The organism is Flavobacterium sp. I3-2, from assembly GCF_013389595.1.
In the GTDB taxonomy this organism is placed as follows: domain Bacteria; phylum Bacteroidota; class Bacteroidia; order Flavobacteriales; family Flavobacteriaceae; genus Flavobacterium.
The window spans coordinates 2,819,242-2,841,399 of sequence record NZ_CP058306.1 but is presented as its reverse complement, the minus strand read 5'-3'; the positions used below and the strand labels follow the sequence as shown (position 1 = coordinate 2,841,399).

Annotated in this window: 25 protein-coding genes, 1 tRNA gene and 2 pseudogenes; 5 read left to right on the top strand and 23 right to left on the bottom strand. The window is 27.4% G+C overall.

All coding sequences use genetic code 11. The features are described from left to right. Positions 1 to 154: 154 nt before the first annotated feature. Positions 155 to 1,351 (bottom strand): enoyl-ACP reductase FabV, encoded by a 1,197-nt coding sequence (gene fabV / locus HW119_RS13610; RefSeq protein ID WP_177765265.1) that lies wholly within the window; start codon positions 1,349 to 1,351, stop codon positions 155 to 157. A 351-nt stretch (positions 1,352 to 1,702) separates the two neighbouring features. Here fabV and HW119_RS13605 point away from each other — a divergent pair, with 351 nt between their 5' ends. After that, positions 1,703 to 2,164, top strand: a complete 462-nt coding sequence (locus tag HW119_RS13605; protein ID WP_177765263.1) for a hypothetical protein — start codon at positions 1,703 to 1,705, stop codon at positions 2,162 to 2,164. 55 nt (positions 2,165 to 2,219) lie between these two features. Here HW119_RS13605 and HW119_RS13600 read toward each other — a convergent pair whose 3' ends face one another. The 9 genes from HW119_RS13600 to HW119_RS13560 all read right to left on the bottom strand — a co-directional run bounded on the left by HW119_RS13600 (position 2,220) and on the right by HW119_RS13560 (position 8,326). Continuing rightward, positions 2,220 to 3,338 carry a GNAT family N-acetyltransferase gene (locus HW119_RS13600; protein ID WP_177765261.1) on the bottom strand — a complete coding sequence of 373 codons (1,119 nt, stop codon included), beginning with the start codon at positions 3,336 to 3,338 and terminating at the stop codon, positions 2,220 to 2,222. Beyond that, complete coding sequence (locus tag HW119_RS13595) at positions 3,338 to 4,228, bottom strand: transporter (protein WP_177765259.1); 891 nt, start codon at positions 4,226 to 4,228, stop codon at positions 3,338 to 3,340. Before HW119_RS13595 ends, HW119_RS13600 begins: the two co-directional genes overlap by 1 nt. A gap of 9 nt (positions 4,229 to 4,237) precedes the next feature. Continuing rightward, positions 4,238 to 4,906 carry a spermidine synthase gene (locus HW119_RS13590; RefSeq protein WP_177765257.1) on the bottom strand — a complete coding sequence of 223 codons (669 nt, stop codon included), beginning with the start codon at positions 4,904 to 4,906 and terminating at the stop codon, positions 4,238 to 4,240. 33 nt (positions 4,907 to 4,939) lie between these two features. Beyond that, positions 4,940 to 5,419, bottom strand: coding sequence for a helix-turn-helix domain-containing protein (locus HW119_RS13585; RefSeq protein ID WP_177765255.1), 480 nt, complete (start codon positions 5,417 to 5,419; stop codon positions 4,940 to 4,942). 236 nt (positions 5,420 to 5,655) lie between these two features. After that, a complete protein-coding gene (locus HW119_RS13580; protein ID WP_177765253.1) occupies positions 5,656 to 5,880 on the bottom strand; it encodes a DUF4261 domain-containing protein in 225 nt (74 codons plus the stop codon). 465 nt (positions 5,881 to 6,345) lie between these two features. Further along, a complete protein-coding gene (locus HW119_RS13575; protein WP_177765251.1) occupies positions 6,346 to 6,978 on the bottom strand; it encodes a murein L,D-transpeptidase catalytic domain-containing protein in 633 nt (210 codons plus the stop codon). Between the two features lie 90 nt (positions 6,979 to 7,068). Next, positions 7,069 to 7,302, bottom strand: a complete 234-nt coding sequence (locus HW119_RS13570; protein WP_177765249.1) for a hypothetical protein — start codon at positions 7,300 to 7,302, stop codon at positions 7,069 to 7,071. A 17-nt stretch (positions 7,303 to 7,319) separates the two neighbouring features. Then, positions 7,320 to 7,982: a peptidoglycan recognition family protein gene (locus tag HW119_RS13565; RefSeq protein ID WP_177765247.1), complete on the bottom strand. Its 663-nt coding sequence runs from the start codon at positions 7,980 to 7,982 to the stop codon at positions 7,320 to 7,322. After that, on the bottom strand, positions 7,979 to 8,326 hold the full coding sequence (locus HW119_RS13560; protein ID WP_177765245.1) for a YARHG domain-containing protein: 348 nt from the start codon (positions 8,324 to 8,326) through the stop codon (positions 7,979 to 7,981). The genes HW119_RS13565 and HW119_RS13560 overlap by 4 nt, the downstream gene beginning before the upstream one ends. A gap of 364 nt (positions 8,327 to 8,690) precedes the next feature. On the opposite strand from HW119_RS13560, the gene HW119_RS13555 reads away from it, so the two are divergent. Next, positions 8,691 to 9,077, top strand: coding sequence for a carboxypeptidase regulatory-like domain-containing protein (locus tag HW119_RS13555; RefSeq protein ID WP_177765243.1), 387 nt, complete (start codon positions 8,691 to 8,693; stop codon positions 9,075 to 9,077). 73 nt (positions 9,078 to 9,150) lie between these two features. On the opposite strand, the gene HW119_RS13550 is transcribed toward HW119_RS13555, so the two are convergent. The 8 genes and pseudogenes from HW119_RS13550 to HW119_RS13515 form a co-directional block, all read right to left on the bottom strand. Next, positions 9,151 to 9,528 carry a GreA/GreB family elongation factor gene (locus tag HW119_RS13550; protein ID WP_177765241.1) on the bottom strand — a complete coding sequence of 126 codons (378 nt, stop codon included), beginning with the start codon at positions 9,526 to 9,528 and terminating at the stop codon, positions 9,151 to 9,153. Between the two features lie 306 nt (positions 9,529 to 9,834). Continuing rightward, positions 9,835 to 10,149: pseudogene (locus tag HW119_RS13545) on the bottom strand (radical SAM protein); the annotation flags it as partial. 47 nt (positions 10,150 to 10,196) lie between these two features. Continuing rightward, positions 10,197 to 10,994 (bottom strand): M48 family metallopeptidase, encoded by a 798-nt coding sequence (locus HW119_RS13540; protein WP_177765239.1) that lies wholly within the window; start codon positions 10,992 to 10,994, stop codon positions 10,197 to 10,199. Next, complete coding sequence (locus HW119_RS13535; protein WP_177765237.1) at positions 10,975 to 11,427, bottom strand: DUF4870 domain-containing protein; 453 nt, start codon at positions 11,425 to 11,427, stop codon at positions 10,975 to 10,977. Before HW119_RS13535 ends, HW119_RS13540 begins: the two co-directional genes overlap by 20 nt. Further along, positions 11,424 to 11,837 carry a DUF2752 domain-containing protein gene (locus HW119_RS16950; protein WP_177765235.1) on the bottom strand — a complete coding sequence of 138 codons (414 nt, stop codon included), beginning with the start codon at positions 11,835 to 11,837 and terminating at the stop codon, positions 11,424 to 11,426. Before HW119_RS16950 ends, HW119_RS13535 begins: the two co-directional genes overlap by 4 nt. Beyond that, entirely contained in the window at positions 11,834 to 12,175 is a 342-nt protein-coding gene (locus HW119_RS13525) for a TM2 domain-containing protein (RefSeq protein WP_177765233.1), read from the bottom strand. The genes HW119_RS16950 and HW119_RS13525 overlap by 4 nt, the downstream gene beginning before the upstream one ends. 117 nt (positions 12,176 to 12,292) lie before the next feature. Then, positions 12,293 to 12,366 (bottom strand) — tRNA-Met (locus HW119_RS13520). Positions 12,367 to 13,134: 768 nt separating this feature from the next. After that, the gene (locus HW119_RS13515; protein WP_177765231.1) at positions 13,135 to 13,401 is read right to left on the bottom strand and encodes a helix-turn-helix domain-containing protein; all 267 of its coding nucleotides are present in this window, start codon (positions 13,399 to 13,401) and stop codon (positions 13,135 to 13,137) included. A gap of 357 nt (positions 13,402 to 13,758) precedes the next feature. Here HW119_RS13515 and HW119_RS13510 point away from each other — a divergent pair, with 357 nt between their 5' ends. The 3 genes and pseudogenes from HW119_RS13510 (at position 13,759) to HW119_RS13500 (ending at position 17,667) form a co-directional block, all read left to right on the top strand. After that, a complete protein-coding gene (locus HW119_RS13510) occupies positions 13,759 to 14,067 on the top strand; it encodes a helix-turn-helix domain-containing protein (RefSeq protein ID WP_177765229.1) in 309 nt (102 codons plus the stop codon). Between the two features lie 82 nt (positions 14,068 to 14,149). Further along, positions 14,150 to 15,598, top strand: coding sequence for a DUF3945 domain-containing protein (locus tag HW119_RS13505; protein WP_177765227.1), 1,449 nt, complete (start codon positions 14,150 to 14,152; stop codon positions 15,596 to 15,598). 6 nt (positions 15,599 to 15,604) lie between these two features. After that, a pseudogene (locus tag HW119_RS13500) lies at positions 15,605 to 17,667 on the top strand (DNA topoisomerase). Between the two features lie 167 nt (positions 17,668 to 17,834). Here HW119_RS13500 and HW119_RS13495 read toward each other — a convergent pair. From HW119_RS13495 to tatC, 5 genes are all read right to left on the bottom strand, one after another. Continuing rightward, entirely contained in the window at positions 17,835 to 18,908 is a 1,074-nt protein-coding gene (locus tag HW119_RS13495; RefSeq protein ID WP_177765225.1) for an alanine racemase, read from the bottom strand. A 1-nt stretch (position 18,909) separates the two neighbouring features. Then, positions 18,910 to 19,353 (bottom strand): GNAT family N-acetyltransferase, encoded by a 444-nt coding sequence (locus tag HW119_RS13490; protein WP_177765223.1) that lies wholly within the window; start codon positions 19,351 to 19,353, stop codon positions 18,910 to 18,912. Between the two features lie 158 nt (positions 19,354 to 19,511). After that, entirely contained in the window at positions 19,512 to 20,675 is a 1,164-nt protein-coding gene (nhaA, locus tag HW119_RS13485; RefSeq protein ID WP_177765221.1) for a Na+/H+ antiporter NhaA, read from the bottom strand. Positions 20,676 to 20,698: 23 nt separating this feature from the next. Beyond that, positions 20,699 to 20,929, bottom strand: coding sequence for a hypothetical protein (locus HW119_RS13480; protein ID WP_218620364.1), 231 nt, complete (start codon positions 20,927 to 20,929; stop codon positions 20,699 to 20,701). Between the two features lie 398 nt (positions 20,930 to 21,327). Next, complete coding sequence (gene tatC / locus HW119_RS13475) at positions 21,328 to 22,116, bottom strand: twin-arginine translocase subunit TatC (protein WP_177765219.1); 789 nt, start codon at positions 22,114 to 22,116, stop codon at positions 21,328 to 21,330. Positions 22,117 to 22,158: the final 42 nt, after the last annotated feature.

Genomic DNA, 22,158 nt, shown 5'->3' with positions numbered 1-22,158 from the left:
GTTGTGTAAAGAGTTGATTGTTTAATATAGATTTTTTTTATACTGAAATTATAGTAGAAATATATAAATCTGTATTTAATGATTAAATTATATAGTTTTTTTAAATAAAAAAAAGCACCTTAAAATAGGTGCTTTAAACTTTAAATATTTGTTTTTATTTAATACTTTCAACCATTACCATTTCATTGGTATCTGCATCGTAATCAATTCCATCAAAATTAAAACCAAATAAATTAAAGAAATCTTCTCTATATCCAGCGATATCAGAAATTTCTTCTAAGTTTTCTGTTGTAGCTTTTTCCCATAACGCAGCAACTTCAGCTTGAACATCTTCGCGCATTTCTAAGTCATCAACACGAATTCTTCCGTTTTCATCTAAAGAAACTCCGTTTTTATTGTATAAACGTTCTGAGAATAAACGTTGCATTTGCTCTATACAACCTTCATGAATTCCTTTTGCTTTCATTACTTTGTATAATAATGAAATATATAAAGGAACTACAGGAATTGCAGAGCTAGATTGTGTAACTAAAGCTTTGTTTACTGAAACGTAAGAAACACCGTTTAAATCAGCTAATAAACTATTGATTACAGGAACAGTGGCTTCTAAATCGTTTTTAGCTTGACCAATTGTACCATTTCTGTAAATTGGGAAAGTTAATTCTGGTCCGATATAAGAATACGCAACAGTTTTAACTCCTTCAGCTAAAACTCCAGCAGCTTTTAAATCTTCCATCCAGAATTTCCAATCTTCACCACCCATTACTGCGATAGTATTATCAATATCTTCTTGATTTTCAACAGGATTTATTGTTATATCAGAAACTACTCCTGAATGAAAATCTACAGTTTTGTTTGAGAATGGTGCACCAATAGGTTTTAATACAGATGCGTATGCAACTCCTGTTTTTGGATGCGTTCTTCTTGGAGAAGCTAAACTATAAACGATTAAATCAACTTGACCTAAATCTTGTTTGATTAATTCGATAGTTTGTTTTTTAATATCATCAGAGAAAGCATCTCCGTTGATTGATTTTGCGTATAAACCAGCAGCGTGAGCTTCTTTCTCAAAAGCAGCAGAATTATACCAACCTGCAGTTCCTGTTTTTCCTTCAGAAGCTTCTTTCTCAAAAAATACTCCAATTGTTGCAGCATCAGAACCGAAAGCAGCTGAAATTCTTGAAGCGATACCAAATCCAGTTGAAGCACCGATTACTAAAACTTTTTTAGGTCCGTTTTCAATTTTACCTTTTGATTTTACGTATTCAATTTGATTTTTAATGTTTTGAGCAGCTCCTTCTGGATGTGCTGTTAAACAAATAAAACCTCTTGTTCTTGGTTTAATTATCATTGTTATTTCTATTTTTTAAGTATGTTGAATCTATAATCTGATTAAATTGAATCATCTTTTTCAAATGATAATTCAATTCAAAAATCTATCAAAGTTACTTATTTATAAGTTCATATAAAAGTAAAAATATTTTAACTAAAAATTTAATTTAGAAACACTTTATATTTAATGAATAATCAAAAAAAAGGTGGTCGAATTTAGATAAAACAAAATAAAAAAGAATTAAATTTTAATTCTCTATTTTTTCTCTGTGATACTGTCTGTTTTGTACTAAAAAAAGAATATAAAAAAAACAAGATACTTTTTTTTGTTAAATTTTAAATTTTATTTATTATTTTTGTTAAAAAAAATATGAAAAGAATAAGTAGAATTATTTTAGTATCATTCGCAATTGCTACATTAACATTAATGAGTTGCGGTAGTAAAGACCAAGTTTTAGAAAAAGGAACTGCAATTGAGTCTACAAAAGCAGCTGTTGATGCTATTACATCAGACAAAAAAGCAAATGAAGGTAAACGATTTACAATTGAAGGGTATCTTAATTATACACCTTTACATCGAGTTTATACAAATCGTTATCAAACAGTTCATGTAAATTCAGAACCGAATAAAAAAGGAGAATGGATTGGAGATATTTCTATGAAATGGGGAGAAAATGAAAAAAATAAAGTTTTTGTTACTGAAACAACAGGAGAAACATTTTTTTACGACAATGAAGGGAAATCTTTAACTAATAATGATAAAGTTAGTATTTCTTTTAGTGTTTCTGAAGATGAAACGTATCCAATTGATATTAGAATTGACAAATTATAAAATTGATAATTATATTTAAAAACAAATCCTTCAGAATTAACTGAAGGATTTGTTTTTAAATATCTAAACGAAAAGTTTTTCTTTCTTTGTGAGTAATAGGATTGAATTGCTGCCAAAGTTGTTGAATCTTGTTATTCTCGATTAACAATGGATTTGTTTCAACGGTTTTAATTCCCCTTCTTTTAAAATTAACATGTAAATCTCTAAAAATTAAAGCTGTAATACCTTTATTTTGAAACTTAGGGTCTACACCAATTAAATAAAATTCGACATGATCATTTTTTCTCATGGCTTTCAACAAATGAAACCATCCAAAAGGCAAAAGTTTACCGTTTGCTTTTTGAAAAGCTTTAGAAAATGAAGGCATGGTTATTCCAAACGCAATTATTTTTCCGTTTTCATCTACAATGCAACTGATGAAATCCGGATGAATAAAATTCAAATATTTCTCTTTATAATGATCAATTTGAAATTGCTGAATTGGAACAAAACTTTGTAAATCGGCGTAACTTTTATTTAAAAGTCCAAACATCTCATCAACATACGGAAGTACATCTTTTATTGATTTGAATTCTAACGAACGAACTTTATATCTTTTTTCAATAAGTGCTGAAATTTTTGTCATATCAATCGTTTCAGTAATTTTTTGAATTTTCATAAAATATTCAATCCATTCAGCTTCTGGCTTATACCCCAATTGATTTAAATGTTTTGCATAATAATCAAAATTATAAAAACCAATCATTGTTGCAGTGTAATCAAAACCTTCTGTAAGCATTCCGGCTTTGTCCATATTTGAAAAACCCATCGGACCTTCAATGTATTCGACTTTATGTTCTTTTCCGAAAGCGATAACCTTATCCAACAAAGCTTTGGTTACCTCAATATCATCAATCATTTCTAGCCAACCAAAACGCGCTTTATTTTTTTTAAGCTCGTTAACTTCGGTCCAATTGATTATAGCTACAACGCGCCCAACAATTTCGTTGTTTTTATAAGCGAGAAAATATTTAGCTTCTACAGTTTTAAAAATATCTTGATTTGGATCAAAACTTTTTAATTCATCGTTAATTATTGGTGGAACCCAATATTTATTGTCTTTATATAATTTAAACGGAAATTTAACAAAATCGTTTAATTCTTTTTTAGATAAAACTTCTCTAACTTCAATCATTATTCTATACCTTCTACGGTTTCTTGTTTGTATTTTTTGTGCGTTCTCCAAGAAGCACCGATTTGTCCATTCATTTTATGTGGTGTATTTCCGATTGAGGTTCCGCCAGAAATATCCAATTGTAGATTTTTATTAACTAAGTAAGTAAAACCACCACGTAAAATACAATCGTCTTTAAAGTTTTGTTTTACACCTTCATATTTTCTAAAAAAACCTTGGTTTTCAGCAAAAACTGACCAACGTTGACTAAAGCCATAAGATAAAGTTGCGATGTAACCATAGCTTCTAAAATCGTTATCTGTTGCGTTTTCAATAATTAAATTTGTAACAAAAGACAAATTATTATTGATATGCTGTTGTGTAATAATCATTCCTTTAAGTGTTGTAGAAGGCATGTTTTTTGGAAAGTAATTTTCATCTCCTTTAAAATCTGCACCTAGATAAACTGCAACTGCTGGTACTAATCTTCTCCATTTGTATCTTTGATTAGCTTTCCAACTGTAAACATTTCGTTTTTCAACATAGTTACGATATGAATCGTAAATCATATATTTTGCACCGATTGAAGATTGTCTAAAACTATTAAAATTTTGCTTCTGGTCGAAAACAACTTGTTTTGTATTATCGTATTTTAAATCAGCAACAAATTCTAATTGCTCAAAAAAAGCTCCATATCGAAATTGTAAATCAACTAATGTATGATTGTTATATCTTTCGTTACTATATTCATCTTTCTGGAATCCAAGTCCAGCTTCAATTTGTAAAATAGATTTACTAACCGAATAAGCTCCCATCGATAAACTAGGTCTGTTCGAATTAATTTCTTTTGTGTATTGTGCATTTGCCAAAAAACCAAAAAACAGAAAACAGCTTGTGAAAATTTTCTTCATTATCGTTTGTTATTCGTATTCTTTATGGATTAAAAAAAGTTCGTTTTTATCGTCTATATTTGGAAAACTTTGTAAGACAAATTTACTGTTTTCAAATTGATTTTTATAAGATTTATTTTTTTCAAGATCAATTTTATTCAAAACTATTGTGTTGAATAAAATATAACCTTTAGGTTTTAAAATTCTTTTAATGTTGGAAATAAAAATTTCTGAATAAACAAAATCTGGCATGAAACAATCTTCGAAAATATCAATGATTATTAAGTCATATAGTTGGTTGGTTTCTGTAACAAATTTATTAGCATCTTCTAGAATTATTTCAAAATTGGGAATTGTATTAATTTGAAAATATTTTTCAGCAACCTTAAGAACTATTGGGTCAATTTCAATTCCTGTCATTTTATTTTCAAATTTGAATTCTTTAGTTAATGTTTCAACAACACTTCCTCCAGCAACACCAAGCAATAAAATATGCTGCATTTGATTGATGTTTTCAATTCCAATTTTTAGTAATCCCTTACGTAAAACCTTTTGTAAATTTCCGTATGAATAATTAGTATGTTTTGTATCAAGAACCATTTTGCCGTTGTTCCAAGTAAGTTCCAATTGATCACTAACGTTTGAAGGAATGATTTCAATCGGAATAGGCATTATATAACTTAGGAATTTCTTTATCATTGGATTGCTTTGAAATTCAAATATAATAAAAGTTTACTTCGGTCGGAACGATTTGAAAGTTCCATCTTTATAAAAGAATAAAATTTGTTCAATTTCAGATTCATTTCTCAATGGAGATAAAGGAACTTCGTTGTCAATTTGTTGAATGAAATCAGAAGTTGATTTTTGAAAAGTGTTTTTAGATTCATGTTTCTTCTCGATATCTAATTCTAAATTAGAAATTTCATTTTGATCATTATTTATTTCTTTATTAAATTCAAAATCATTTTTTGAATTTGAAATAGAGGCTATGGCTGCTTTTAAAAATGGGCCTTCGCCAATTGCTAACCAATTCAAATTGATTTGAGGAAAGGCTTCGTAAGTTTTCAAAATAAAATCTAAACTAGGTTTATTTCTTCCAGAAAGTATATGCGACATACTCGAACGTTGTACACCAATTTTGTCTGCAAAAGTAGAAGCGTTTAAAGAAAACTTCTCAAAAATAAATGATAAACGTTTATTAAAACCTTCCATAATTATAGATTACAAAGTGATTGTTACAAATGTAAATAATATTATTTAGAAATAAAAACGTAATTTAAATCACGAAAACAACATATAGTTTTACTTTAGTTGATTTAAGCTAAATCTTTGATTAATAGTTAAATATAAGTTTAAATTAGGTTGTTTTAAATTTATTTACAATTGTAAACTTTAAGTAATTTACAATTGTAATCTATTCAAATAGAGCATTGTTTTACATTTGTAATCTACATATTTAAAATATCAACTTTAAAGAATCTTCTTAAAAATTTACCCTCTGATTTTTTAATCAAAATCTTTTGATTTACTGTAAATTCAATTGTTTTATTATCTTTTAAAGTCACATTTTTTCTAATCACATAGCTCGCAGTTTTCAAAATAAAAGTATGAATTTCGTTTATAGGTGATTTAGAATTAACAATTTCTAATTCTAGTTTATCAAATTGTTTCATTCCAAAAGTATAAACTGAATATCCGTTTTCTGACTTTCATATGCCAATATAAATCCTAAGCGGAATTGGAATTTCATTGCTGGCAATTTCATCATGAAAATTCAAATATTGTTGTCTCGGAATTAATAGAGTTTAGTTTCCTTGATAAACACCAATTGCATCTGAAGTTAATAAAATGGAATATATAATTTTTGAAAGCAGGAAGTGTTTTTCTAAATTAGATTTATTTCCATTCATAATTGAAACAATTGCATAACCATCGATATCTTTAATGTCGTTTAAAACATTTGTCCAGTTATACGCATAGTTTGCAGTTGGCTGAAATATTAATAAGCGGTTTTGATTTAGGTTAAAGTATGTAATAACATTTAGTGTTTTAACTTAAAATTAAACATACATGATGTTGTTTTTTACTGAATCTTCTAAATTTAATTTTCATCATCTAAAAAATAGAATAGTATAAATCTATTTATCGTAATAAATCCAAAGTAAAACGGGTTTTTCTGTTTTAATTAATTTATTATCAAGATATGTCATCATTTGATCATCTGTAACCGGACAGCCGTGACTAAATCCCATAGGTAAATGAAACGGATAAATTTCTGTTGAAGAAACTGGTGTGTAGGAGTGAAGTACAACAATACGCTTAAATGCATTGTCGTTAGTTTTTTCAAGACCGTGAAGTTTATAATGTATATTAATTCCGAATTGACTATACGAACGCGCTCCAATTTTAAATTTACCAATAGAAGACAATAAGCTTCCTTCTTCATTGCTAAATAATGGTGTTGCTCCTGTACTTTTTTTATTGCCTTTTCCACTTCCATGAGCACAAAGAGCGCTTTTTACAATTTCATTATTTTCGAAATTATAGACAAACATTCTGTTTTTTCCTGAATGAATGGTCATGTCAACGAGGATACAAAACTCAGTATTAAAATTATTTTCTTTACAAAAGTTAAGAGCTTCGGTTGCTTTTGTTTTTATTTGTTCAGAAAATTCGTTTTCAATTTCTTCTTTATTATTTGAATTTGAGCTATTTTCTTTACAACTTATAATTACAATTAAAAGCATAAAAGCTAAGATTGATTTTAGCATATTTTAATATTTTTAAAAAGAAAACCATTTATTTATGTAAAGTTTAAAATTACATAAATAAATGGTTTTTAAATTTAAATGCTTCGATAGTTATTTGTTCTTTTTGTTCCAAACCGAAATGACATTTCTGATTTTACGTGTCCTTTCGTTTAAAACTTCATTATCTTCATAAGCGACTTCTAATTTATGCACAAACTTTTCTGCTATTTTTCTTTTTCCACCTGCATTTTTATAAGTTCTTAAAACATCTAAAACATCAGTTGAAAAATGTTCTTCTTGCCTTACAATTCTTTTTAAGGTCTTGAATAGTTCTTGATCTGTCATTTTTTTGTTTTTTTTGGTTAGATTTCATTTTTCAGATTTAAATCTGTTATTAATTCTCGAACCTTATTCATAAAATCTTTTCCTGGATCTTCTTTTCCTGTAAAATAATTAGGATCTAAATCTTTCCATAATTTAGATTTTCTAAATTTACCATATTCATAATGTCCAATTAAATATTCAATAGGATATTCATTACTAAGTTTGCGAATCAAAAAAGCATTAGCTTTAACTTGTTTTTCTGTCAACGGTTGTGTTTTACTTCCGATGTTTTCAACTCCAACAGCGCAATAATTTAACCCGATGGTATGTCTAGCAAACAAAGTATCAGGAATGATTTGATAAATAGTTCCATCGCGATCAACTAAATAATGTGCTGATACATTTAACAAACTTTGTTTTTTATTGTATGTTCTTGAATTTTCTATTTGTGTTTTATTAAAATAATTAAAATTGCTCGTTACAGTTCCGCCAGCTGTATAATGTAAAACAATAATTTTTGGAGTAATTAAAGGTTTTTCTTGAATTAATCCATGATGATCTTTGAGATATTCTATACTTAATTTTTCTCGTTCTAAATTATAAATAATTGGCTTTTGTATAATTTTAAAATCATTTGATGATTGTGCAAAAGCAATTTTTGAAAACCCAATAATACAGTAAAGTATTACTAGATTTCTCATTCAAATTTCTTTATAAATTCAATATTTTTCTTCTCAATATCGGTTAAAAATTTATCTACATTTTTATATCTACCATAATACCAATCTTGTTCATTGAAATAATCTTTCATTTCTTGAGTATTGAAAATATAACCGTGTCGAGCATAAATTTCATTTCGCATTACTTTAAGGTCAAAACTATTAAGACCTTTTAAATCCTTTGCATTTAAAATTCGTTGCGATGCTTCTGGATATAATCCTGGAAAATATTGTTGTTGTTTTGCTGGTCTTTGCGCATGAACTTGCGAAAAAGATGTATTAGGAATTAATGCAAATAATCCTAACAATAAGAGAATTCTTTTCATTTTATAGTGGTTTTATATAAGTTGGTATCACTAAATTATGAAAATAAAAGATAGGTTTCTAAAATATTTGCAAAAAAATATTTTTCACATAATGAAAGTTTAAACATTTTATTTACAAATGCTTATGTTGTTTTATTCTTCTTGCTAAAACATCTTTTTTTAATATTAGAAAAAAAAAATTAAAAAGAGTGTAACAAAAAAATAATTTCAGATACTAATTGTTAAAAGAGATTTAAATTCTGATTTATTATCTAAAAAAATAAATTATTCAAGTTTTATTTGATTAATTAAATAATTATAAAATCATCTTAAATTAAAAAGAAAAAATAAAATATAAAAAATTAACATTTAAAGAAAAGAAATTATGAAAAAAGCAGTTTACTTATTTATGTTCTCAATGGTTACTTTAATTGGAGCTACAATTTACTCTAATAAACAATTTAATAATGATGGTTGTGATTTATCAGGAAAATTAGTTGAAAACTCAAGTTCTGAAGTTATTGATAATGCATTAGTGACCGTTTCTGATAACGGTAAAGTTATCGCTCAAACTACAGTAAAAAATGACGGTTCATTCGCTTTTAAAAATTTACCAAATAGATTGTTAAGTCTAAGTATTGAAAATGTTGCTTATACTACTGTCAATAAAACTATAAACTTAGTTAATGCAAACAGTTTCAATTTTGGTAACATATCATTAGATACACATGTTAATATATTAGAAGAAATGATTATTCTAGTTAAAAGATAAGATTTGTGATTTATATCTCCAAAAAAATGGTCGAATTAATTTCGACCATTTTTTTTTATAAAATTTGATTGTATTAATTATCTTGAATTTTTTCTACTTTCAAAATCTCATAAGAAATTTCACCATCATTTGTAGGCCATTTTACAATGTCACCTTCTTTGTAACCAACAATAGCGATTCCTACATCAGATAAAATAGAAAATTTGTTTTTGTTTGGTTTAGCTTTTGAAGGTCCTACAAAAGTTACAGTTTTAGTTTCGTTTTCTGTTTTAACAGTTACGATTCTATCAACTGTAACAATATCGTTTGGTAATTCTTTTCTGACTACTTGTTTGGCAAATTTTAATTCGTTTAAAAGAATTTCTTCTTCAACTTTAGTAACTTTTCTTCTACGAACGTGATCTTTTATTAAATCATAAACTCCGGTTGTTAAAATGATATTTTCTGACATGATATTTTTTTAAAAAAATTTAATAAATACAATACTCCAGCTCTCTAATGAAATTTAGATGCAGTATATTTATTTCTAATAAGTTTTATTTATTGATACAAAAGTGACCCTGTAGGAGTATTTACAGGGTAGAAGTGATAAATTCTTTTGAATCTTTTAGGAAAATATCGTCAAGCAAATAGTATAACGAACTGAAAAGTCGTTCTAATCTGTTATCCGATAAATAATAGTTAGAAAGGTTCATTATTTAATATTTTGTACAAAAATAATATTTTAAATTCTGAAAGACAAGTTTTTAATATTTAATTAAAAAAGAACTTTGTCATTTTTACGTAATTCATCTAAATAATTGCGTTTGTCATCTCTGTAGAATAAATTCATTGTTTCGAAAGGAATTAATTTTAAATCTTTATTTACTATATGAACACATGATTTTTTTACCGCACGGACATCAAAATCATGAGCATCCATAAAATTCATTATTATATTTCGAAATAAATTATCATAATCTAAATTTGGAGCACAAACTTCTGGTAAATAACACAATAATTGATTTACTTTTGATTGTACCTTATCAACTGAAATTCCTGTGCTAAAAATGTCAATTAATTGAATTTTCAGATGTTATTGATTAAAGTTAGTTTGATTTAAATCGTTTTTTTTATTAATTATTCAAAATTTAGAAGTTGTACTTGTAGTTTATTCCATGTCGAATCAGTAACAACTTGATTATAATCTATTTTTGATTTATTGATTTTTCTGAAAACGGATTTAGATCTTTCTTTTGAATTAGGATGTGTACTGATCCAATTTTCAAATTCTGTATTTGATTCGTTTTTCGAAATTCTTCTCAAAAAATCTGCAAAAGGAATCGGGTTAACGTTTGCTTTTTCTAAATAAATAACAGCAGTCAAATCAGCTTCTTCTTCTTTTTTTCGATCAAAAGCAGTTGAAGAAAGTGTGTGTACTATATTTCCTATCACTTGATTATTGCTACCTGAAATTGCAGAAAGTAAAACAGTTAAACCAATTTCTTGAGTTAATTTTTCGTTTATATGATCCAGTTGTATATGTGCTAATTCATGTGAAATGACACCTAAAAGTTCTTCTTGATTTTTAGATTCAATAATCAACTGTGAATTTAAAACCAAGTGACCATCAGGTAATGCAAAAGCATTTACTTCGTTTGTATTGATGATATGAATTTTAATAGAATTAGTATCAATACCGTTTGCAGTCGCAATATGATTTACCAAAGAATCAACAGTTTGTTTAATATTCTTGTTTTTAATTTCGTCCTCACCCATGGAATAATATTCCCAGGTTAATTCACCTAATTTTTCTTCAGTTTTTGAATTTAGTTCGTTTATTTTAAAAATATTAACCCAATCAATTTGAGTAAAACCGAACCAAATTCCTAAAAAGAAACAAATTGTAATTGAAAGTTCAAATAATATCTTTTTCATTTTTAGGACTTAAAATTAAATTAGTTAAACTTCCGTAAATCCACCATTCAACTTGAACACCTTTTCTTGTTTCAATTGCTGAATAAACAGTCATAACAAATTCGGTTATATTAAAAATAACTAAAACCAATAGATAAGCAAAATAAGCATTTGAGATATTGTTAAAATCAATAATTATTGAAATGGTCCACCAAAAAGCAATGTTATTGACAATTAGTAAAATGAATTGGGAAATCAATGCTTGTGTACAATGCCATTTTACAAAATAGGTCGATTTTCTATTTGCAAAAAAGAATATTAATGTACAAATCAGATTTACAATCGGTATTGGTAATCCAACAATAATTCCAACCAAAGACATGAGATAACTATTTGAAGCTTTTTCTCTTTCATGTTCAGTTGGCGTAAAATTTAATTTTTTAACTTTTATCATAGCTGTTTATTTATGTTCCAAATCCAATTTAATACTAACAGAATAATTGCAGGAATATAGAATTTTGGTTTACTCATTTTTTTTTCAAAAGCTTTGTAAAAATTGAAAAATGATTCTTTTTTGAGTACGAAATCATATAAAATCCAAATTGGAATAATCATTAAAATTAAAAAAATAATGAATCCAAGAGGATTTATAACAAAAGCTTCTGGTAAATTTCCTTTTAAAATTGATAAAACCGATCTTGTAGAACCACAAGAAGGGCAGGGTAGTGAAGTTAAATTTTTAAAATGACAAACTGTAATTCCAGCTTCTTTCTTTATATTAATAAAATTATAAATCAGCCAAATGTAACTAAAGATACAAGCTGTAAATATGAAAAAATACAGCTTGTTTCTAGATTTTATCATAATCTAGCGTACATCATTAAGGTTTCAAAATTTTTTTCGCGTGTCGCTCCCATAATTAAAAATAAGTCAACAATTGCCCAAATGTAGAAACCACCACAAGTTAAAAGTTTACCAATTCCTATTCCTACGTCACCAATCATAAATCTATCGATTCCAAATAATCCAGCTAATAGCGAAACAATTAAAATAGTTGTTGGGTCTTTAAATTGAATAGAAGAGATATAAGCCCATTTTGAATCATCTAATTCTAATAATAAATTTCTAATGTTATATATCTGATGACTTTCAAAATATTTAGCGTTTGTCATCATGAACATATCAACTTTTTGCGCATCCATTGCAATTTTTATTTTTTGATTAATATAACGCTAAGATAGAAGATATAGATTTTTTAACAAATTTTTTTATAAAATTTATTATAAAAAAAAGGAAACAATTTCTTGTTTCCTTTGTCGTAGCGAAGACGGGAGTTGAACCCGTGACCTCAGGGTTATGAATCCTGCGCTCTAACCAACTGAGCTACCTCGCCATTTTAGTGTTGGTTACACTTTGCGGAGAAAGAGGTATTTGAACCTAATCTCTTAAAGTTAATAAAATCAGCTGTTTTCAATTAGTTAAATAAAATTGCCACGAAATTGCCACAATTTTGAAATTAACTTGAAACTGATTAAATATATTATTTAGCTTACAATTTAAGATATTAAATCTTTAATCAATATGCGTAAAATTTAGAACTTGAATGAAAATATTATTTCCATGTTGAATATTTTAAAAGCTTGTACTTTTGTTATTTTCAACGGTGCAAATATAGCCCTGTTTTTAATATCTACCAAGTTTCTAAATACATTTTTTAATAAAAAACGGAAACTTTTTTCTTTTGATTAGTAATCAAATAGTTAGTTTTGGTGATTTTATCCACTTTTTTTATTAGTATGATAAAAAATCTATTTTAAATTATTCATCTATGAGAATTTGATGATATTTAAGTAAAGAATTATCATCATTATACTATGTTTAATTGTATTAAACTTCTAAAACCTGGATGGTAAGATGGAAAGTATTTAATGTACCCAAAAGTTTGTAATTCCTTAAAATATTTATGATACGTTGGAAAAGTACGTATATGTGATAACTGCATAAGTTTTGACCTACTTACTCTTATATTATTCACATCATTTTGTAAATGAGATAGTCTGCATATTGCCAATAATAAAGAGATATGCCAAACGTTTATTCTATCATCTTTATTAATTTTATCAAAAATGATAAATAATTGTTGAGTTTTCATAAAACAATATTATTTAAACATGTTTATTAAATCGCTTTTTTTATAATAGTAAGATCCCATTATTTGTTTGAATTGAATTTTTCCAGAGATACGCAAGTTCTGAAGTGTCCCAGGAGATATATCAAGAAATTTTCTTACCGATTTACTTCTAAGCCATTCTGAATTTAAATCATCTTCATTAGTTTTTTTTATTTCTATTTCCAAAAATTCTTTAATATCATTCACAATAAGAATACGCAATTGTCTTAAATCATCTTTTGTTAGCATGTTTTCCATATCAATCAAATTTTAATTTTTTGCAACCTAATTTTATTTAGGTTTATTATCATTCAAAGGGAATAAAGTAGCTTAGTTTTGCATTAGTTGTCTATGATATCAGTCTTCTATAATTTGTAATTTTTTTTTACTTTCCAAATTCTCCAAAAAAACTTTTTTTCTACCCACATATACCAATTGACTTATAGTTTAATTCATCTTTCACTTGCACTAATAAACCCCTCATATTATTGATTAAATCAGTGATTTTTACGAAGTGTTAATATTTTCTTAAATCAGCAAAACCAATTGGCAATACTTGGCTTAAACATTTATCGTCAAGCTTCAATTTTGCATAGTAAACTTAAACCGAATACTATGAACATAGAAAGAATTGAATTTTTAGCATGGATGGAACGAATAATGGAACGTTTCAATATTTTGAGTGAGCACATGTATAATTTACAAAATAAACGTAATAGCATCGATGGAGAGGAGCTGTTAGATAATCAAGATGTTTTACAAATTTTAAAAATCAGTAGTCGTTCACTACAGCGATACCGTTCTTCTGGTAAACTTGCCTATTACACCATCAGCGGGAAAATTTATTATAAATTATCAGATGTTCATCAATTTATTCGTGACAGCTTAAATCCTACTTTACCTAAAAAGAAAGACAATCAATGACAAAGCTTACCACTAAAAGTCAAACCAATTAGAATAAATAGATCCCCAACTATTTTCGTTTCTAGATTTTAAAATATAGACAATGGAAAAAGAAAAAGTCAAAACACATGAAAGTTCTGATCAACTACATGATATTTTACTGGTATTAGACAAAGAAAAAATGAAAATAAAAGCTGTCAAGAATATTGATGAAAATGGGAAAATGAAAACAGTTTCTCCAATCAATAAAAACGAAAGTCAATTTGTCAAAATTGATAAACAGGGTGATTTCATTTCAAATTTTGTTTCAAATTTTTTAAGACAATTAAAAGATCCTACCCAATTTATTTTTTTTAAAATTCCTGCAAAACAAGCTATTGAAAAGGCACAGCAATTTCAAGAACAAATCAATGATCTAACATCCTTAGGTAAAAAATCAATGGAAGAACACGAAATTAAGTTTGACCGTAATTTAAATAATGAAATTAAAAATCAAAATCATATGGAAAAATCACAAACACCAACAGAATTGAATGAATATCGTTTTAAAACCGACCAAATCGATTGGTCAACAATGAACAATCTAGGATTGAGTAAAGAACGACTTGAAAAATTAAATCTTTTAGATCCCCTATTAAAAGGTTATAAAACCAACGAATTAGTTCCTATTAGCGTAAATATGGGAGGAGCAATTGTTAGAACAGACGCTCGCGTGTCGTTACAACAAACAGAAGAGGGTAAAATAGTTGCAGCAATTCATGGAATTAGAAAAGAGCCTAATTTAAATTTTGAATTTTTCGGACACCAATTTACAGATCAAGACAAAAAAAATTTACTAGAAACAGGTAATATGGGACGAGTAGTTAATTTGGTTAATTCTAAAACAGGAGAAAATATTCCTTCAATTGTTAGTATTGACAAGTTAACAAATGAATTAATTGCACTTAAATCAGAATTTATTAAAATTCCAGACGAAATTAAAGGAGTAAAACTAAATGAAGCTCAAAAGCAAACTCTGCAAGAAGGTAAGCCTTTAAAACTCGAAGGAATGATTTCCAAAAAAGGCACCGAATTCTCAGCCATCGTACAATTTAATGCAGATAAACGTTATGTGGAGTTTCAATTTGATAAAAATACCAATCCTTCACAAACCCAAAACAAACCAAATCCTCCTCAAGAAACACCAAAAGCTTTTAGAGGAAAAGATCTCAACGATGATCAATATAATAAACTTAAAGAGGGACAAACGGTCTATGTTGATGGTTTAGTTGATAAAAAAGGACAGAATTATCAAGGATACATCACGATGAATAAAGAGTTTGGAAAAATTGAATTCTCATTTCAAAATCCAAACAAATTAAAAGAACAAGCTAAACCAACACAAGCCCATAAAACACAAGTTGCTGTAAATTCTGAAGGAAAAACAAATGAAGCAACCAAAAAAATAAAAGAACCCTTAAAGTCCGCTCAAAACAATCCTGAAAAGCCAAAACAAAAAGTAGATCAAGAAAAACAACAACCGACTGTAAAATCCAAAAGACAAAAAATCTAGCAATTTATGAAAACGATCATCACAGAAAAACCAAGTGTTGCAAGAGAAATTGCTTATGTGCTAGGTGTAACGGAAAAAAACGATGGTTACTTAAAAGGTAATGGTTATTATATTACTTGGGCTTTTGGTCACCTAGTAGGTTTAGCCATGCCTGAGGATTATGGATTGTCGGGTTTTGAAAAAGCAAATTTGCCCATACTTCCTAATCCATTTTTATTAACCGTTCGAAAAGTAAAAAAAGACACTAAATACACCATAGATCCAGGAGCTTTAAAACAGCTTAAAATTATAGAAAAGCTCTTCGATAAAAGTGAAAGTATTATTGTAGCTACAGATGCTGGTAGGGAAGGAGAGTTAATATTCAGACAAATCTATGCTTATTTAAATTGTACCAAACCATTTCAAAGACTTTGGATTAGTTCTCTTACCGAAAAAGCGATTAAACAAGGATTTGAAAATCTGAAAGAAGGAAATACTTTTGATGGCTTGTATTATGCTGCCCAAGGACGTAGTCGTTCAGATTGGCTTGTGGGAATAAATGCTACACAAGCACTCAGTATTGCTGTAGGCAACGGAATGTATTCTTTAGGTCGAGTACAAACCCCAACTTTAGCATTAATCTGTAAACGTTTTTTAGACAATAGAAGTTTCGAAGTTAGTAATTATTGGCAAATAGAACTTCTATTTAATAAAGATTATATAGAGTTTAAAGGTAGTTCGCAAATAAAATGGAACGAACAAAATGCAGCAATAAATTCCTTAAAGTCCATTCAACGTAATGAAAAAGCTACCGTTGCATTAATAGAAAACAGAAACCTCACAGAACAAGCTCCATTATTATTTGATTTAACGGGACTGCAAAAAGAAGCAAATAAAAAGCTAAACCTTACAGCAGAAGATACCTTAAATATTGCACAAAGTCTCTACGAGAAGAAATTCATAACGTATCCTAGAACCGGAAGTAAACACATTCCTGAGGACATGTGGGATGAAATTCCGAAGTTATTAAGAGCTTTACAAGAGCATGAAAAGTATAAATTAGAAGTATCTAAGTTAAAATGGGGGCGTTTCAATAAACGTATTGTAAATGATCTGAGAGTCACCGATCACCACGGATTATTAATCACAGATAAAATTCCTTCAGCTTTATCGGCAAAAGAAAATGCAATTTATAATTTGATCGTTTTTCGATTGCTTGAAGCCCTTTCATCATCTTGTATTAAAGAAATAACAGTTGTGAATTTAGAAGTACTACATTACGAATTTACAATAAAAGTTGTTAAAATAGTAGACGTGGGGTGGAGAGCTATAAAAGGAAGTCTTTCTGAAGATGATAATGAGCTATTACAACATTTACCAAATCTTAAAGTAGGAGACGAGCTAAAAATTAAAAGGCATTAATGTTAGAAAAACAAACCAAACCTCCAATGCTTTATACAGAAGCAAGTCTTTTATCAGAAATGGAAAACGCTGGAAATACTATTGAAAATGATGAAGCAAAAAAAATATTAAAGAATATCGGAATTGGAACACCAGCAACCAGAGCGTCAATCATCGAAACTTTATTTAAACGTAACTATATTGAAAGACAAAAAAAAGCATTACTTCCAACCCAAAAAGGCTTGTTTGTTTATCATAAAGTAAAAAATATGAAAATTGTAGATGTAGCTTTAACAGCTGAATGGGAGATTCAATTTGAGAAAATCGAAACCAGAAAACTAAATCCCAATACTTTTCAAAAAGAAATTGAAGTATTAACAAAATCCATTACAGAAGAATTACTTCAAACTACTACTATCCAAAATAGTCAACCAAAATTAACTTGTCCTAAATGTAAAACGAATCATCTTCTAATTCGGGATCAGATTGTGAAATGCTCAGACGAACTTTGTAATTGGGTACAGTTTAGAAACATTTGCGGCATACAGTTAACAATCAATAACATTGAGGCATTGATAAGTAAGGGTAAAACAGGACTGCTAAAAGGAATGAAAAGTAAATCAGGAAAAATTTTCAGTGCTTTTATCATTTTGAATGAAAATTGTAAAACATCTTTCGAATTTGTTTAAAAATGAAATAAAAGATATAATTTATATAGGAAACAGTTCTTTCTTTCAATAATTAAAATCTTATTATATTACAAGAAACCCTCCAATTTTGAAGGGTTTCTGATTAAACTTTAAATGTTGTAATCTTTACTATTAATTAGTAGAAGATATCAAAAAAGATGAATGATCTATGTTGTTATTACTTTGTCAATATACCTTGAATTCATAATTCTAACAATTCCCATATAATCTAATTGTAATGTAACAATGCTACCTACTGCATAATTATGCTCATTTTTTCCCAGATCAAGAACAATTATGTCTGAAGTAGCTGCTTCAATTTTAATATGGTCATCTAAAGGATTTAAATATTTAATATCTACATCCAATAAACCAATATCAATTAAAGCCCGAATACTTTTTTTACCCAAATCATTTAAATTAAACTTTGGGATGTCACCAGTAACAGAAGTTCCCATTTCACCAGATGGGATTAATGGTTTTTCATATAATTCAATTATTTCAGCACAGAGTTCAAAAACATTTTGTTTTAGTTCTTTATAATTTGATTGATCATAAGCATTAGTACCCATAAATAAAGTTTCACCAATTCTAAAATGATTAATCTTACTATCTATAAGTTTATTTTGTAACAAGGGTATAGTCACTGAAGAGCCGCCTGAAATATATTTTAATTTAGTTTTGTATTTTAACTCTACAAGCTGTTTATAAAGGTATAACTGATTAAGTTTATCAGAGTTTGGCAATATCCCATACAAACATGATAAATTACTTCCAATTCCAATAATTTCTATATTACTTAATTGATGAGCATTATCAAACAATTCTAAAAAATCTTCTCTCATTACACCCTCGCGTAGTTCTCCTAAATCAATCATTAAAATTATTTGATGCTTTTTGTTATTCTTTTTAGCTTCCTCATCTAAAAGCTTAATAGTATATAAGCTAGAGTTTAGGCTAACGTCTGCATATTTAATAATTTCACTAATTACCCCTTTAGCAGGTGGTTTAATATAGATTGTTGTGCAATCAGGTTTTCTATTTTTTATAATTTTTAAATTACTGATTCTAGAATCCGAAAAGCTTTTAATATCAAGAGAAAAAAGAATTTCTAAAAAACATTTGTTTCCACATAATATTTTGGTTACTACAGACCATTCAATTTCTTGATCTTTAAAGAAAGCATTAAGATATTTATAATTATGATAAAGTTTGTCTTTGTTTAGTATAATATGTGCCATCTTATTTTTCTAATCTCATTTCTAAATACTTATTTGTGAAGCCTAATTTTTCATATAAATACTTTGCTGGATTATCATTTTCTACATGTAGTGCAATATTACCTTTTGTTTCTTCAATGATTTTTAACATTAAAAGTTTACCAATTCCTTTTCCTCTATTTTTTTTGCATGTGGCAATATAAACTAAAATATTTTCCGGAATATAACCAGACATTCCCGTTTCGTTTATAACAGAAATCCCTATGATTTCAGAATTTTCTAAAGCTTCAATTATAAAACCAGAAGTTGTTCTTTCGGTCAATTCATTAAATACATACTTAAGACATTTGCGAATGTCTTCTTTTGTATCGCCATACTCTTCTAAATTTTCATATAAAAAATTAATAATATTATTTATTTTTAAATCAGAAGGTTTGTTCGTTTCATCCCATTTAATCACTTGCATATTGTTAGAATTTTAATGTTAATTCTCTCAATTTACAATTAATTTGATAATAATAAAAAAAACGCGTCTTAATTAACTTTTTTTATACGAAATTCTTAAAATTAATCAAGTTTTGTTTGTAGATATCTAATATTTGAAATATGTAGTAAATTAGAGGTTTATCTTTTTGTAGATCTTAATAATACAAAGCCTAAAACACCTGCAATTAAAGAGGAACATAAAACAGCCAACTTTGCTTCTTCTACGAAAGTAGAATCTGAAAATGATAGATTAGAAATAAAAATTGACATAGTAAAGCCAATTCCTGCAAGAAATCCTATTCCAATAATATGTTTAAAGTTACTACCTTCAGGAAGTTGACCTATCTTAAGTTTAGAACAAATAATAGTACTCAATACAATTCCAATAGGTTTTCCTAAAATAAGTCCCAATCCTATTCCTAGACCTAAAGGTGATGTAAGGCCTTGAATCATTTCATTTTCTATCGTAATATTAGTGTTTGCAAACGCAAAAATCGGTATAATTAAGAAATTAACAGGTTTCACCAAAGCATGTTCTAATCTTTCTAAAGGTGATTCTACAGCAGTATCATTTGTAGGGATAGTCATTGCAACTAATACACCGGCTATTGTTGCGTGAATTCCAGAATGATGAATAAAGTACCAAATAAATATTCCAGGAATTAAGTATAAATATGGATTTTTAACTTGAAAACGATTCATTAAAATTAAAACGATTAATCCAATTCCTGAATAGCCAAGATAGGTTAGATCTATACCCGATGAGTAAAATACAGCAATGACTAGTATAGCTATTAAATCGTCAACAATGGCTAATGCAGCTAAGAAAATTTTTAAACTTATTGGAATTCTTTTATCTAGAAGTGAAATAACAGCCAAAGCAAAAGCTATATCCGTAGCCATAGGTATTCCCCAACCACTCGCACTAGCTTCACTATTATTAAAAAAGACATAAATAAAAGCAGGTACAATAGCGCCCCCAATGGCTGCAAGTATTGGTACTATTGCCTTTTTAGGTGAAGACAATTCCCCTTCAACAATTTCTCTTTTTATTTCTAAGCCGACTAGAAGAAAAAAAACAGCCATCAACCCATCATTAATCCACATAGATGTACTGTAATTTAAATGTACATATTCATTTTCAATTCCAAATTTATAATCTAAAATGTTTTGTAAACTTTCTGATAAGGATGTGTTGGCAATAATTAAAGAGAGAATTACACATAAAAAGAGTAATAAACCTCCAAAGTTACTTGATTTTACAAATTCTTTAAATACTTTTAGATTGATAGATTGAATCATGGTTTTAATTTAAAATTATAATATTAAGCTGCAATTAGCGCGATTAAATAAGCAATTAACGAAACTATAAAAAAAATGGTTATGATAATACTCTTCAGAATATTACCAAACAACCTCACGACTAAAAACTTATGAATGGTCAATTTATTAACGAAAGTCATAAATTTAAACTCGTCTACTGATTTTTGTTGTCTGTATTCATAATCTTTTTTAATTTCTTCTTTTATTTTATCTTCAGTTATAAAAGGTTCCAAACAGTTTTTACACGCAGTACTGTTATCTGTGAAAATTCCACATTTTAAACATTTTCTTGTAATCATAGCATTCAAGAATTAAAAATAAAATTAAACCTAAGAAATAAGCAATAAAATCAAAAAAATCAAATGTATATCTTGTATACCAAAATGGAAATATAATCTCAAAAACGAAACCATAGTATAACCAAATAATTAGCATATATCCAATGTTGTCAACTAAAATAAAACCATACAATTTTTTTAGAATTAAACTACATATCTTTAATGTAAGTGTCATGGAAATAAAATCATTGCAATAATTGTTGATAATTGGATAGAGTTTAATCCCTTGGTATTGAAGTAGCAATATTATTGTAGAACATACTATAAGTAAAAGATAACTAATGATTTTAGTTTTATATGTTAACTGTTCGATTGAATTTACATAAATAGGTACTAATTTCATATAAACAAAATAATGGAATAACTAATAATATTAGACTTAAAACATCAGGAGGCGTAATAATTGCTGAAGCTATTAATATAATAACGTAAGCATATCGTCTATAATGTTTTAATAAATCATGATTAACTATTCCTAATTTGTTAAGATAATAAACTAGAATTGGCAAATTGAAAATAACACCTGTTGCAATTATAGTACTTCTTAATAACGAAATGTATGAACCAATATCAATTTGATTTTTAATTATTGAACTGATTTGGACATTTGTTAGAAAGCTAATAGAAAGGGGAACAATAATATAGTATCCAAATATCACCCCAACAAAAAACAATAAAGAAATATTTAAAACTTGAAACTTTAAATTAATTGACTTAGAAGCTGAAAACTTTTCTTTAATATAAGTTAAAAGCTGAAAAATTATCCAAGGAAAGGATAGTATAAAACCAAATGTAATTGAGGTATATATTAATACACTTAATTGTCCCTCCATGGTTCTATTTTGTAATATAAAATTAAATTTTTCTACACATAAGGAAGGATCTATTCTATATGAGCTAACTAATTGACAATAGATTTTATAAGTTATGAAATTTTTATTTACAGGTGCAAATATAATCTCTTCAAAAATAAACCGATAAAAGATAAGAGATAAAATTGTTGAAATAAGCACACCAATGAGGCTTTTAAAAATAAAAAAACGTAAGTCAACTAAATTTTTTATAATGGATTTTCTATTCATTTAAATTTAGGTTAATTGCAAATATAATAAAAAAAGATTAGA

Excerpts from the sequence above, each read along its gene's own strand:
- fabV (WP_177765265.1), bottom strand. The coding sequence starts at position 1,351 with ATGATAATTAAACCAAGAACAAGAGGTTTTATTTGTTTAACAGCACAT.
- HW119_RS13605 (WP_177765263.1), top strand. The coding sequence starts at position 1,703 with ATGAAAAGAATAAGTAGAATTATTTTAGTATCATTCGCAATTGCTACA.
- HW119_RS13600 (WP_177765261.1), bottom strand. The coding sequence starts at position 3,338 with ATGATTGAAGTTAGAGAAGTTTTATCTAAAAAAGAATTAAACGATTTT.
- HW119_RS13595 (WP_177765259.1), bottom strand. The coding sequence starts at position 4,228 with ATGAAGAAAATTTTCACAAGCTGTTTTCTGTTTTTTGGTTTTTTGGCA.
- HW119_RS13590 (WP_177765257.1), bottom strand. The coding sequence starts at position 4,906 with ATGATAAAGAAATTCCTAAGTTATATAATGCCTATTCCGATTGAAATC.
- HW119_RS13585 (WP_177765255.1), bottom strand. The coding sequence starts at position 5,419 with ATGGAAGGTTTTAATAAACGTTTATCATTTATTTTTGAGAAGTTTTCT.
- HW119_RS13580 (WP_177765253.1), bottom strand. The coding sequence starts at position 5,880 with ATGAAACAATTTGATAAACTAGAATTAGAAATTGTTAATTCTAAATCA.
- HW119_RS13575 (WP_177765251.1), bottom strand. The coding sequence starts at position 6,978 with ATGCTAAAATCAATCTTAGCTTTTATGCTTTTAATTGTAATTATAAGT.
- HW119_RS13570 (WP_177765249.1), bottom strand. The coding sequence starts at position 7,302 with ATGACAGATCAAGAACTATTCAAGACCTTAAAAAGAATTGTAAGGCAA.
- HW119_RS13565 (WP_177765247.1), bottom strand. The coding sequence starts at position 7,982 with ATGAGAAATCTAGTAATACTTTACTGTATTATTGGGTTTTCAAAAATT.
- HW119_RS13560 (WP_177765245.1), bottom strand. The coding sequence starts at position 8,326 with ATGAAAAGAATTCTCTTATTGTTAGGATTATTTGCATTAATTCCTAAT.
- HW119_RS13555 (WP_177765243.1), top strand. The coding sequence starts at position 8,691 with ATGAAAAAAGCAGTTTACTTATTTATGTTCTCAATGGTTACTTTAATT.
- HW119_RS13550 (WP_177765241.1), bottom strand. The coding sequence starts at position 9,528 with ATGTCAGAAAATATCATTTTAACAACCGGAGTTTATGATTTAATAAAA.
- HW119_RS13540 (WP_177765239.1), bottom strand. The coding sequence starts at position 10,994 with ATGAAAAAGATATTATTTGAACTTTCAATTACAATTTGTTTCTTTTTA.
- HW119_RS13535 (WP_177765237.1), bottom strand. The coding sequence starts at position 11,427 with ATGATAAAAGTTAAAAAATTAAATTTTACGCCAACTGAACATGAAAGA.
- HW119_RS16950 (WP_177765235.1), bottom strand. The coding sequence starts at position 11,837 with ATGATAAAATCTAGAAACAAGCTGTATTTTTTCATATTTACAGCTTGT.
- HW119_RS13525 (WP_177765233.1), bottom strand. The coding sequence starts at position 12,175 with ATGGATGCGCAAAAAGTTGATATGTTCATGATGACAAACGCTAAATAT.
- HW119_RS13515 (WP_177765231.1), bottom strand. The coding sequence starts at position 13,401 with ATGGAAAACATGCTAACAAAAGATGATTTAAGACAATTGCGTATTCTT.
- HW119_RS13510 (WP_177765229.1), top strand. The coding sequence starts at position 13,759 with ATGAACATAGAAAGAATTGAATTTTTAGCATGGATGGAACGAATAATG.
- HW119_RS13505 (WP_177765227.1), top strand. The coding sequence starts at position 14,150 with ATGGAAAAAGAAAAAGTCAAAACACATGAAAGTTCTGATCAACTACAT.
- HW119_RS13495 (WP_177765225.1), bottom strand. The coding sequence starts at position 18,908 with ATGGCACATATTATACTAAACAAAGACAAACTTTATCATAATTATAAA.
- HW119_RS13490 (WP_177765223.1), bottom strand. The coding sequence starts at position 19,353 with ATGCAAGTGATTAAATGGGATGAAACGAACAAACCTTCTGATTTAAAA.
- nhaA (WP_177765221.1), bottom strand. The coding sequence starts at position 20,675 with ATGATTCAATCTATCAATCTAAAAGTATTTAAAGAATTTGTAAAATCA.
- tatC (WP_177765219.1), bottom strand. The coding sequence starts at position 22,116 with ATGAATAGAAAATCCATTATAAAAAATTTAGTTGACTTACGTTTTTTT.